Origin of the sequence: uncultured Dialister sp., assembly GCF_937959425.1 — a bacterium.
Taxonomy (GTDB): Bacteria; Bacillota; Negativicutes; order Veillonellales; family Dialisteraceae; genus Dialister.
This window is the reverse complement of record NZ_CALGPS010000170.1, coordinates 1-12253: the sequence shown is the minus strand read 5'-3', so window position 1 is coordinate 12253 and position 12253 is coordinate 1. Positions and strand designations below refer to the sequence as shown.

9 protein-coding genes are annotated in these 12253 nt (G+C 53.0%); 5 read left to right on the top strand and 4 right to left on the bottom strand.

Features of this window, described 5'->3' with window-relative positions; all coding sequences use genetic code 11:
* Nucleotides 1-103: 103 nt before the first annotated feature.
* The gene (gene typA / locus Q0482_RS06910; protein WP_299144968.1) at nt 104-1924 is read right to left on the bottom strand and encodes a translational GTPase TypA; all 1821 of its coding nucleotides are present in this window, start codon (nt 1922-1924) and stop codon (nt 104-106) included.
* 283 nt (nt 1925-2207) lie between these two features.
* Here typA and nadE point away from each other — a divergent pair, with 283 nt between their 5' ends.
* Nucleotides 2208-4094, top strand: coding sequence for an NAD(+) synthase (gene nadE, locus Q0482_RS06905; protein ID WP_299144966.1), 1887 nt, complete (start codon nt 2208-2210; stop codon nt 4092-4094).
* A gap of 197 nt (nt 4095-4291) precedes the next feature.
* Here nadE and Q0482_RS06900 read toward each other — a convergent pair whose 3' ends face one another.
* The 3 genes from Q0482_RS06900 to Q0482_RS06890 form a co-directional block, all read right to left on the bottom strand.
* A complete protein-coding gene (locus Q0482_RS06900; RefSeq protein WP_299144964.1) occupies nt 4292-5011 on the bottom strand; it encodes a class I SAM-dependent methyltransferase in 720 nt (239 codons plus the stop codon).
* A gap of 63 nt (nt 5012-5074) precedes the next feature.
* Entirely contained in the window at nt 5075-5359 is a 285-nt protein-coding gene (locus tag Q0482_RS06895) for a glutaredoxin domain-containing protein (RefSeq protein ID WP_299144962.1), read from the bottom strand.
* A 239-nt stretch (nt 5360-5598) separates the two neighbouring features.
* The gene (locus tag Q0482_RS06890; RefSeq protein WP_299144960.1) at nt 5599-7116 is read right to left on the bottom strand and encodes a DEAD/DEAH box helicase; all 1518 of its coding nucleotides are present in this window, start codon (nt 7114-7116) and stop codon (nt 5599-5601) included.
* A 573-nt stretch (nt 7117-7689) separates the two neighbouring features.
* On the opposite strand from Q0482_RS06890, the gene Q0482_RS06885 reads away from it, so the two are divergent.
* The 4 genes from Q0482_RS06885 (at nt 7690) to argB (ending at nt 12019) form a co-directional block, all read left to right on the top strand.
* Nucleotides 7690-8868, top strand: coding sequence for a M20 family metallopeptidase (locus Q0482_RS06885; protein ID WP_299144958.1), 1179 nt, complete (start codon nt 7690-7692; stop codon nt 8866-8868).
* A gap of 71 nt (nt 8869-8939) precedes the next feature.
* Nucleotides 8940-9950, top strand: a complete 1011-nt coding sequence (gene argF, locus Q0482_RS06880) for an ornithine carbamoyltransferase (RefSeq protein WP_366517990.1) — start codon at nt 8940-8942, stop codon at nt 9948-9950.
* A gap of 14 nt (nt 9951-9964) precedes the next feature.
* Nucleotides 9965-10933 carry an N-acetyl-gamma-glutamyl-phosphate reductase gene (gene argC / locus Q0482_RS06875; protein ID WP_299144956.1) on the top strand — a complete coding sequence of 323 codons (969 nt, stop codon included), beginning with the start codon at nt 9965-9967 and terminating at the stop codon, nt 10931-10933.
* A 231-nt stretch (nt 10934-11164) separates the two neighbouring features.
* Nucleotides 11165-12019 (top strand): acetylglutamate kinase, encoded by an 855-nt coding sequence (gene argB / locus Q0482_RS06870; RefSeq protein ID WP_299144955.1) that lies wholly within the window; start codon nt 11165-11167, stop codon nt 12017-12019.
* Nucleotides 12020-12253 lie beyond the last annotated feature (234 nt).

Here is a 12253-nt window from a genome sequence, read left to right as displayed (position 1 = left end):
GTCATTTAGTTAAAAGTCCAAAAGTCATAGGAGAAAATAGGGCAGTAAAAAAGAACGGTTCCCCTCAGGAACCGTTCTTTTTTATTTCATGGTATCGGGCCTATTACTGCTGGCTCTTCTTTACGTTTGCGTTCTTATAGCGGGCCTGGCGGGAAAGGACCATCTTTCTCATGCGGATGCTCTTCGGTGTCACTTCCACCAGTTCGTCATCGTTGATCCATTCCAGTGCCGATTCCAGGGTGAACTTGCGGCATGGCGGCAGCTTGATGGCTTCGTCGGAGCCGGAAGCACGGGTGTTGGTGAGGTGCTTCTTCTTGCAGGGGTTCACGTCCATGTCCTGGTCTCTGGAGTTTTCGCCAACGATCATGCCTTCATAGACTTCGACGCCCGGTTCCAGGAAGAGTTCGCCTCTGTCCAGAATGGAGTTCAAGCCGTAGGCGGTGGTAACGCCTGCTTCGAAGGCTACCAGGGAGCCTCTGGTTCTTTCAGGAATGTCGCCCTTGTAGGGTGCATAGCCCTGGAATACATGGTACATGATGCCGGTGCCTCTGGTGGTGGTGAGCAGTTCATTTCTGAAGCCGATGAGGCCGCGGGCAGGAATGGAGAATTCCATCTTCATGTAGCCGGCCAGTTCTTCCATGGAAATCATTTCCGCTCTTCTGGGTCCAAGGCCTTCCATAACAGCGCCCATGAATTCCTGGGGCACTTCGATGGTCAGTCTTTCCAGCGGTTCGCACTTCTTGCCGTTAATCACCTTATAAATAACCTGGGGCTTGGAAACTTCCAGTTCAAAGCCTTCGCGGCGCATGGTTTCGATGAGTACGGAGAGATGGAGTTCGCCGCGGCCGGACACCTTGAATGCATCGGAGGTGTCGGTGTCTTCTACGCGGAGAGCCACATTGGTTTCGATTTCCTTGTAGAGACGGGCACGGATGTGGCGGGAGGTAACGAAGTCGCCTTCCTTGCCGGCGAAGGGGCTCTTGTTGACATGGAATACCATGGACAGAGTTGGTTCGTCGATATGGATGGATGGAAGGGCTTCGGGGTTGGTGGCATCGGCTACGGTTTCACCGATGTTGATGTCCTTGAAGCCTGCCATGGCGATGATGTCGCCGGCTTTGACTTCCTGTACAGGAGTCCGTTTCATTCCCTGCCAGGTGAAGAGGGAGCCGATATGGTCACTGCGGATTTTGGTGCCGTCGGTAATGGCTACGGGCATGCCCTGTTTAGCAGTGCCCCGGGTCAGGCGGCCGATGGCTACTTTGCCCAGGTAGTCGTCTGCTTCCAGGGTGGTGACCATAACCTGCAGGCCGCCGTCGGGATCCACATCCGGGCAGGGGCAGTACTTGAGGATGGCGTCAAAGAGGGGTCCCAGATCCTTGCCTTCATCATTCATATGGAGTTTGGCAATGCCGTTTCTGGCGGAGCAGTAAATGAGCGGGAAGTCCAGCTGGTCGTCATCTGCTTCCAGTTCGATGAAGAGGTCCAGGATTTCACCTTCCACGTCGGAAATACGCTGGTCCGGACGGTCGATTTTATTGATAACCACGATAGGTTTCAGCTTATGTTCCAGTGCCTTTCTGAGCACGTACTTGGTCTGGGGCATCGGGCCTTCGTGAGCATCGACCAGAAGCAGTACGCCGTCCACCATGTTCAGGATACGTTCTACTTCGCCGCCGAAGTCAGCATGCCCTGGGGTATCAACGATGTTGATTTTCACGCCATCATGCATGACGGAGGTGTTCTTTGCCAGAATGGTAATGCCTCTTTCCCTTTCCAGCGGGTTGGAGTCCATGACACGTTCTGCCACCTTCTGGTTATCTCTGAAAACATGGCTCTGTTTCAGCATGGCATCGACAAGAGTGGTCTTGCCATGGTCGACATGGGCGATAATGGCAATGTTGCGGATATCTTCTCTTTTCATTCTTTCTTTTTCCCCCTCGGGTATACTGTAAAATCAATGTATCTTTGTTATTATACCACAAAGACGCAAAGCTTTTCATATCTAGAAAATACAATTCATTATACCATGGTTTTTCCTGTTTGAGAAGAATTTCTTCATCCCTTTCGACGGGTGAAATAGAAAAAGCCGGATGACCTCCTCTTATCTTCTTCACGCCATGAAGACAGATAAAAGATTTACAGGCTCCCTCCATCACTGTACAATGAAGGAAATACCATTTCACAGAAAGAAAAGAGGTTCCGCCATGATTAAAATCGCCACCGCCCAGATTGATGTGATTCCCGGAAACATTCGAGAGAACTGGAAACAGATAGAAAAGGAAATCCAAGCCGCCAGAGAAGGAGGCGCCCACATTCTGGTGCTGCCGGAAATGTGCCTTACCGGCTACCTCATCGGCGACCTGTGGGACCAGAATGCCTTTCTCCGGGAATGTGAAAGATATAACCGGAAAATAGCGGACGCCGCCAGGGATATTACCATCCTCTGGGGGAGCTGTGCCATAGACTGGGAAAGGACAAACGACGACGGAAGGCCGCGGAAATATAACGCCGCCTTTGCCGCTTCCCATGGCCGCTTTCTCTCTCCCCTGGGCCAGAGCCGCCCCTATGCCATCAAGACCCTTCTTCCTGAATATCGCTGCTTTGACGACCGCCGCTATTTCACGTCCCTCATCCAGTACGCCGCTGAAAAGGGCACCTCCCCGAAAGAAGAGCTCTCCCCCTTCCTCCTTCCCGCCGGTGAGGAAACTATCCGGGCCGGGGTCCTTCTCTGCGAAGACAGCTGGGATGAAAACTACCATTTCTCTCCCATGTCCGTTCTGGCAGAAAAAGGAATTTCCCTTTTCTTCAACCTTTCCGCCTCTCCCTTTACTTTGGGCAAAAATGAAAAACGGCACCGCATGCTGGGTGCCGCCCTGTCAAATCTCCATATCCCCATGATTTACGTAAACCAGCGGGGCCTCCAGAACAACGGAAAAACCTGCTATACCTTCGACGGCATGACCGCCGCCTATGACAGGGAAGGCCGCCTTACCGCCGAAGCCCGCCCCTTTGAAGAGGAAATTTCCTTCTTTACCTTTGATGAAGCGGAGGGCCGCCTTGAAAGCTGCCGTCCCATGCCGGAATATAAAGGAAATATGCTCCTTCCTGCCCTTCGCTATGGGGTGAGGAAATTTCTCTCCTCCATCCATGTAGATAAGGTGGTCATCGGCGTATCCGGCGGCATCGATTCCGCCGTCAACGCTGCTCTTTACCGCTCCGTTCTTCCGGAAGGTCACCTGCTGCTGGTGAATACGCCTACCCGCTTCAATTCGGAAATGACAAAGGGCCTGGCCAGAAAGCTGGCAGACAATCTGGAATCCCCTTATCTCACCATTCCCATCGGTTCCTTCATCGATGAAACCGCAGCCGCCCTGGAAGGGCTTCCCATGGGAGATGGAAATATCCACCTCACCGGTTTCATGAAGGAAAACATGCAGGCAAGAGACAGGAGCAGCCGCATCCTTGCCGCCCTTTCCGCCGCCTTCGGCGGTATCTTCACCTGCAATGCCAACAAAACGGAAATGACCGTAGGCTACAGCACCCTTTACGGCGACCTGGCCGGCGCCCTGGCTGCCACGGCGGATCTGTGGAAATACCAGATTTACGAGCTGGGACGGGCGCTGAATGAATGGTATGGCAGAGACGTCATTCCGGAAGGCATTTTCACCGTAAAGCCCAGCGCCGAGCTGTCGGACAAGCAGGACGTAACCAAGGGGCTGGGGGACCCCCTCATTTATGAATACCACGATTACCTGCTGAAGAGCTTCGTAGAGCCCTGGCAGAGAAATACGCCGGAGGAAATCCTTGCCTGGTACAGCGAAGGAAATCTGGAAGAGCATCTGGGCTGCCCGGTAAAGGTGAAGGACCTCTTCCCTTACCCCTCCGATTTCATAGCTGACCTGGAACGGTGGTGGCGCCTCTTTGCAGGATTCGCCGTGGCCAAAAGAATCCAGGCTCCGCCCCTCATCGCCATCAGCCGCCGCCCCTATGGCTTTGACCTCCGGGAATCCCAGCTGCCCCCCTACTATACGGACAGGTACTTGGAAATAAAGGAGAAACTGCTTAATGGCATGAAAGGTCCTTACGTTTGACGGGCCTCTGGGTCGGAGGTTGTATCGGCAGCTCCGCCGGCATTTCCATCAATCCTTTTAATATAAAAAGCAGCCCATGCAGGCTGCTTTTTATCATGTCATCATTTCGGATTCCTATACATATGCAGTTGAAATAAAGAGCAAAAGTTTCCCGCGCAGATGAAACCATCTATCATCTATCTTCTGCCATCTACCGTCTATTTCACCGCCCTGATGCAGAAGAGAGGCACCGGGTCGTAGTCCCATTCATTGGACAGGTGGACAAGAGGACGTATATCCTCTTCCAGGGTGACGGAGGAAAAGCCCATAAGCTGCAGCCGCTCTACATCCCATGCGGGGCGGCTGTGGGTGCTGATACGGATGGAGTCCTTCAGTTCCTGACAGGTCTCGATAAGACTTTCCGCCACGCCATGGTGAGCATTTTTGGTGAGTTTCGCGGCGGCAGTGAAATCCAGGGGACCGTAGTTGGAATCCATGTTAAGAAGGACGCCCCCTTTTTTCAAAGCCCCCTGCCAGGACGCATAGGCTCTGGGCACATCCGGCAGGTTCCAGGTCACATTGCGGGTCACAATGGCGTCAAAGCTGTTTTCCGAAAAGGGTAGTTCCATCACATCGCCCTGCACAAAGGAAATGGAAGCCCCTGCCCTTTTCGCATTGGCCGCCCCCTCTTCCAGCATGGAGGCGGAGAAATCAAGGGCTGTCACCCTGCACCCTGCCTTTGCCAGGATAATGGCAAGGAAAGCAGGCCCTGTACCTGCATCCAGCACATGGAGAGGTCTTCCCTTCGGAAGCCTTTCCATCAGGAACGTTTCCCAGGCCCTGCTGTCCGGCCCGGACAGTTCCTTTCTTCTGAGGCTGCTGTAACCACGGCTCCGCTCATTCCAATAGCCTCTGTTCTTCTCTTCGAAATTGTCCATCCCATTTCCTTTCCTGTCACAACGAAAAGGCCGTTTCCTTTGCGAAACGGCCTTTTTTATAAATCAAGCCTTCAGAGCTTCCTCAAATACGTCCTTCACCGCTTTTTCAATAGTGTCGTAGTCCATCCCCGGTTTGGCTTCAAAGTACTTCTTTCCCCCGATGAAAAGGCTGGGTACATAGTAGTAATCCTTTCCATAGGGCGCTGCCAGCTCCGGCTGGGTGGTCTCGTCGATTTCTTCTACCTCTACGTCCCTGTACCGTTCCTCTTCCTTAAGAAAAGAAATAGCTTTCCGTGCATTGGCGCAGTAGGGGCAGCCGGGAATTTTAATCATAATGACTTTCTTCATAGGATAGCCTCCTTTATATTTATTTCTATAGATATAGAATACACTATATCTTTATTTTTCACAAGTATTTTTATTGGGTGCCGCTAAGCCGCTCGGGTGCAGATGGCTGCTTCCCCACAAGATTGTCCCCCCCGCAAGCGGCCTGGGTGCAGAGGGTTCAAAGGATGACGGTAAGCCGATAGCTGACAGCCTCCAGCCATTCAAAAAGCAGGAAAGGTTCTCCCTTCCTGCTTTTTCTGTCAGTCTTCCCTGAAGTAGGGTTTGAAATTGGATTCGTGGATATTTTTTCCGCCATTGGAACGGGACGGTTTGTCCTGCCGGTTATCGAAACGGCGCGGTTTTCTGCTTTCGAAGCGGCGGCCGCCTTCGCCATTCCTTCTTCTTCTGGGTCTGTCGCCGTCGAAGTGGCGGCGGGGGCCGCCTCTGCGTCTGCGGAAGTTTGGCATTTCTTCCGTAATGTTTACCGGAGTCACATCGGGCTGCTTGGTAAGGAGCTTAATGGCAGCGGCTACCAGGGATACGGAGTCCACGTCGTTCAGCAGGTCTTCCGCACTTTCCCGATAGTCTTCCAGGCCGCCGCCCTGGGCGGTGTCGGAAAGGCTTTCAATGGCAGCCTTCTGGTTGCCTTCGATGACTTCGGAAAGGGTAGGCACGGACCGTCTCTTGATGCGGCGGCGGATGACCCGTTCAATATCCCGAAGCTGTCCCATTTCCCTGGAAATAACGAAGGTCACTGCCAGGCCGGTCTTGCCGGCGCGGCCGGTACGTCCTACGCGGTGCACGTAGATTTCCGGATCCTGGGGCATGTCGAAGTTGTATACGTGGGTGACACCGGAAATATCAAGGCCCCTGGCTGCCACGTCGGTGGCCACCAGAATATCGATGGTGCCTTCCTTAAACTGGCGCACCACGGTGTCTCTCTTCTGCTGGGAGAGGTCGCCGTGAAGGCCTTCCGCCATGTAGCCTCTCTTTTTCAGGGCTTCCGTCACTTCGTCACATCTTCTCTTGGTGCGTACGAAGACGATGGCCAGCTCCGGATCCTGCATGTCCAGCAGGCGGCAGAGGGCGTCAAATTTCTGGCGGTCCGGCAGTTCGATGTATTCCTGTTCGATAAGGTCGATGGTGACAGTGGCTGCCTTGATTTTTACCAGTTCCGGTTCCTTCAGGAAGGTTTCCGCCAGCTGACGGATCGGTTCCGGCATGGTGGCAGAGAAGAACATGGTCTGTCTTTCTTCCGGAATACCGGCAAGGATGGTGCGGATATCGTCGATGAATCCCATATCCACCATTTCATCCCCTTCGTCCAGTACAAGAATCTGTACATGGGACAGGTCGATGGTGCCTCTCTTCATGTGGTCCATGAGGCGGCCCGGGGTGGCTACGATGACGTTGGGATGTTTCCGGAGAGCCTTGAACTGCCGTTCAATGTCCTGTCCGCCATAGATGGGAAGGGCATGGACAGGCAGGTACTGGGCCAGATGGTTGATTTCTTCCGCAGACTGGATGGCCAGTTCCCGGGTAGGGGAAAGGACGACGGCCTGGGGGCCGGGCTTGGATGTGTCAATTCTTTCCAGAATGGGAATGCCGAAGGCCGCGGTTTTGCCGGTACCGGTCTGTGCCTGGCCGATGAGGTCTTTTCCCGTAATAGCGATGGGAATGGCTGCCTTCTGGATGGGACTTGGTTCTTCAAAACCCATATCCTCCACTGCCTTCAGTATTTCCGGCGCAATTCCCAATTCTTTAAAAGTGTCGTACATGTTTCCTCCTGTGTGCGTTCATGGGTACGCGGGCTGTTTGCCCAATTCAGTAAAAGCAGGCCTTTGAAAATATCCTCATGCACCCTGTGCATCTTCCCGGCTTTCTGCAAAAGATGAAAACCATCCTTTGCCGCCGAGGCATTAAAAAAGAGAACGCCCCATGCGTCTCTCCCATGATTCAGATCTATGATTGTCCGTTCTCGCTGGATGCCTGCATATTGTTGTTATTATATCATACTTTGTCGAAATACTTAAGAAATATTTTTGCACTTACAGGTATTCATGGAGAGTAAGAAGCGTGTGGAATGAAGGCTTCGCCGGATGCCCTCCGGAAATGGTTCCCGGGAAACCGACCGCTGCCCACCGAAAAATTTCAAAAAAATTTGCGTTTCCCACTTGCATATATATTCAGAAAGTTGTATTATTATTGCAATCCAATTTACAACTGCTTTTGCATATTTCCAATATTACGTGAATTCAGTAAGAATTCAGCAATCTTCATTATACATAATATGCATAAAAATTCATTTAGGAACAAAGCAGAAATCACAATCAGGAAAAGAGGTCGTCTCAATGATGTACGAAAATGAAGTCAAAGAAAAAGTCACACACATTCTGCCACAGGTGGTGACCTGGAGACGACATTTCCACGAATATCCGGAGCTCTCCGGCCAGGAAGTTAAAACATCGGAATATATCCAGGAAGTTTTCAAAAGTCTGGGCATCCCCTATGAAACAGGATTTTTCCAGAATGCAGTGCTTGGCATTATCAAGGGCAGCAAGCCCGGAAAAACGGTGGCCCTCCGGGCAGACATGGACGCCCTTCCGGTGACGGAGCTCACGGGCCTTCCCTTTGCTTCCAAGAACGAAGGGGTCATGCATGCCTGCGGCCACGACGGCCACATGTCCATCCTTCTGGGCGCCGCCGCCGTGCTGAATGAAATGAAGGACAAGCTTCACGGCACGGTGAAAATCGTTTTCCAGCCGGCGGAGGAAGAAGCGGCCATCGGCGGCGGACGCCACATTGCGGCCTCCGGCAAGCTGGATGATGTGTCTGAAATCTACGGCCTCCATGTATGGCCGGAACTTCCCACCGGAAAAATCGGCCTGAAGCCCGGCGCCCTCATGGCTGCTTCCGACCGTTTCTATGTACATATCAAGGGAAAATCCACCCACGCCGCCCAGCCCCACAACGGTACCGACGCCCTGGTGGCAGCGGCCCATTTCATCATCGACGTGCAGTCTCTGATTTCCCGGGAAATGAACCCCATGGACAATGTGGTGTGCACCATCGGCCTCATGAACGCCGGCACCCGCTACAACGTAGGCGTAGAGGACGCTTACCTGGAAGGCACCTGCCGCACCTACCGTCCGGAGCTTCGGGACAAAATGGAAGCAAGGCTTGGCGAAATCTTACAGGGCCTTGACGTCATGTTCCACACCCATTCGGAGCTGAACTATGTAAGAGGCCACAGCGCCACCATCAATACACCGGAAAAGATTGATTTCCTGAAAGAAGTGGGCAAAGCCTACCTGGGAGAAGAGCATATCGTGCAGCCGGAATTCCCATCCATGTGCGCCGAAGACTTCTCTTCCTACTTGGAAAAATTCCCCGGCGCTTTCTTCTGGCTGGGCACCGGCGACGGAAATACGCCGGCCCTGCACAATGCATCCTTTGCCATTAACGAATCCATCCTTCCTCTGGGCATCACCCTGGAAGCCGCCGCTGCCCTGGAGGCCCTCTCCCGATGAGGATATGGTTCTATCAATGAAATAATGATTTGAGATTCCCAAAAAGTTAAAAACATACAACGAGGTATATCATGAAAAGCTTACTGAACCATTCCTTTCTCTCCATGCTGGACTACACACCGGAAGAATTCGCCTACTATCTGGACCTGGCGGAAAAGCTGAAACAGGACAAGGCCGCCGGAAAAGAAATCAAAACTTTAAACGGCAAAAATTTTGCCCTCATTTTTGAAAAGGATTCCACCCGCACCCGGTGCGCTTTCGAAGTGGCTGCCCACGACCAGGGCGCCTACACCACCTACCTGGGCCCCACAGGCACCCAGATTGGCAAGAAGGAATCCATCGCCGACACCGCAAGGGTTCTGGGAAGCATGTTCGACGCCATCGAATTTCGGGGCTATGAACAGAGTGCGGTGGAAGAGCTCTCCGCCAAAGCTGGCGTCCCCGTCTGGAACGGCCTTACGGACTACGACCACCCCACCCAGACCCTGGCTAACTTCCTCACCCTGAAGGAACATTTCAAAAAGCCTTTGAACCAGCTGTCCTACGCCTATGTAGGCCACGGCCAGTCCAATATGGCCCACGCCCTCATGGCCGGCGCCGCCCTTGCAGGCATGGATTTCAAAATCATCGGGCCTGCCCAATTCTTCCCGGAAGATGATTTCACCGCCAAGTGCAAAAAGATTGCAGAAAAGACAGGCGCTTCCTTCACCTTCACCGACGATCCGGTGGAAGGGGTAAAGGGACTGGACGTGATTTACACCGGCGTGTGGGTCACCATGGGCGACCCCTATGACCTCTGGGGCGAAAGGATCAAACTCTTCATGCCCTACCGCATTACCATGGACATGATTAAAAACACAGGAAATCCGGACACCGTCTTCTGCCACTGCCTGCCTTCCTTCCACAATACGGAAACAAAGGTGGGAAAAGACATTTATGAAAGGTTCGGCCTTGACGGTATCGAAGTCACCGATGATGTTTTTGAAGCCCCCTTCTCCCTGGCCTTCCAGGAAGCGGCCAACCGGCTTCCCACCATTAAAGCGGTCATGGTAGCCACCTTCGGCGAATATCCCATGGACTGAAAGGAGGAACTATCATGAAAGCAATGCCAAAAGTATTCATTGTCGGTGAATCGGGAACCACAGGCCTCCGTCTCCAGGACCGGCTGTCGGAAAGAAAGGATATCGAGCTCCTCCATCTGCCGGAGGATAAGAGAAAGGACATCCCCACCATCAAGGCTTTGGCCAAAGAAGCAGACCTCATGTTCCTCTGCCTTCCTGACGCAGCCTCCAAAGAAGTGGTGGATGCGGTAAAAGACATTCCCATCCGTATCCTTGACACCTCCACCGCCCACCGCACCGCAGACGACTGGGTGTACGGCTTCCCGGAACTGTCAAAAAACCAGAAAGAAGCCATTGCCAAAGCAGATAAAGTGGCCGTCCCCGGCTGTCATGCCAGCGGCGTCATCGCCATCCTTTATCCACTGGTTCACGCCGGCATCCTTCCCATCAACTATCCCCTCCACTGCTTCTCCCTCACCGGCTACAGCGGCGGCGGAAAGAAAATGATTGCCCAGTATGACGAAGAAGAGGGTGCCGATTTCAAGGCTCCCCGGCAGTACGGCCTTTCCCAGAACCACAAGCACCTGCCGGAAATCATGAAAGTGTGCCACCTGGCGGAAGCGCCGCTCTTCTCGCCGGTGGTGGATGACTTCTTCGAAGGCATGGAAGTCACCATCGGCTTCCACACCCACTTCCTCCAGCTCCCCTGCGGACTGCCGGGAGAAATCGACACCGATGATTTCCAGATGATCTTCAAGAAACACTACGAAAACTCAAAACTCATCCACCTCTCCCCCCTGTCTTTGGAAGAAACAAACGGCCTCTTTCTTTCCGCCAATGAAAATGCAGGAAAAGACAGCCTCACCATCCACATCGCCGGCAACGACGACCGGGTACTGGTGATTTCCTCCTTCGACAACCTGGGCAAAGGCGCCTCCGGCGCCGCCATCGAATGCATGAATATCATGCTGGGCATGCCTGAAGAAACGGGACTTGTGGTTTAAAAGCGGCGGAGCCGCTTTTACAGGGTTCTTAAGATTGACCGGCATAAAGGCCGGAGGGTTGATGTGGCGCCCTATGGGCGCATATTAAAAAAGGGCGCGGCTGGCGCCGCAGGTTGTGTAAAAAGGTTGTATTCGCTTCGATCAAGGGGCGGGAAGCCTGATATTCACTAACCCCATTGACGCACGAGAAACAGTCCCCAGCCCACCAGCTTAATACCAAAGGAGTCAACTATGAATACATCCAATGCCGTACGGGCGGAAATCCTGACACAGGCCGTACCGTACATCAAAGAATATACCGGAAAATATGTGGTTGCCAAGTACGGCGGAAACGCCATGACCGACCCGCAGCTGAAGAAATCAGTGATGCAGGATATCCTGCTCCTTCAGCTGGTGGGTGTCAAGGTCATCCTCGTTCACGGCGGCGGACCGGAAATCAGCGCCATGCTGAAAAAGCTGTCCATCGAATCCCACTTTGAAAACGGCCTCCGCATCACCGATGATGAAACCATGGAAGTGGTGCAGATGGTGCTGGCAGGCAAAGTCAATAAAAGCCTGGCCGCCGACCTTGCCGCTTTAGGCGGTAAAGCCGTAGGCCTCTGCGGCATCGATGGCGGTCTTATCAAGGTCCATAAAAAGGATGAAAAGCTGGGAAATGTTGGTGAAATCGATGAAATCGACACCAAGATTTTGGACGACCTTCTGGACGGCGGCTTCATCCCTGTCATTTCTTCTATCGGCATTGACGACGAAGGAAATCCCTACAACATTAACGCCGACACCGCCGCCGCTAAAATCGCCGCTGCCCTCCATGCCGAATCCATGGTGGTTATGAGCAATATCAACGGCGTACTGAAAGACAAGGACGATGAAAACTCCCTCATCAAGCAGATTTCCCTTGCTGACGCAGAAGAACTTAAAAAGAGCGGAATCATTGCCGGCGGCATGATTCCCAAAGTAGACTGCTGCACCAATGCAGTCAAAGAAGGGGTCAAGAAGGTTTTCATCATCAACGGAGAAATCCCCCATGCCATCCTCATCGAACTTTTGACCGATGAAGGCCTGGGCACCATGTTTACGAAATAAGGGGGGCGGCTTTGCCGCCCATTGTTTGACGGCCCTATGGGGCCGAAGTTTGACAGGCCCTTCGGGCCTGAGGGTTCTTAAGTTTGACATGCCTTACGGCGTGAGGGTTAAGGTGGTGCCTGCGGCACAATTTATAGTCCATGTCGCCCTCCTCACCTCCCTTGGAAAACACAAGAACCCAAGTCCCAGAAGCAAGAAGCAAGAAACTAAAAACTATTATTACCAGCCCACCAG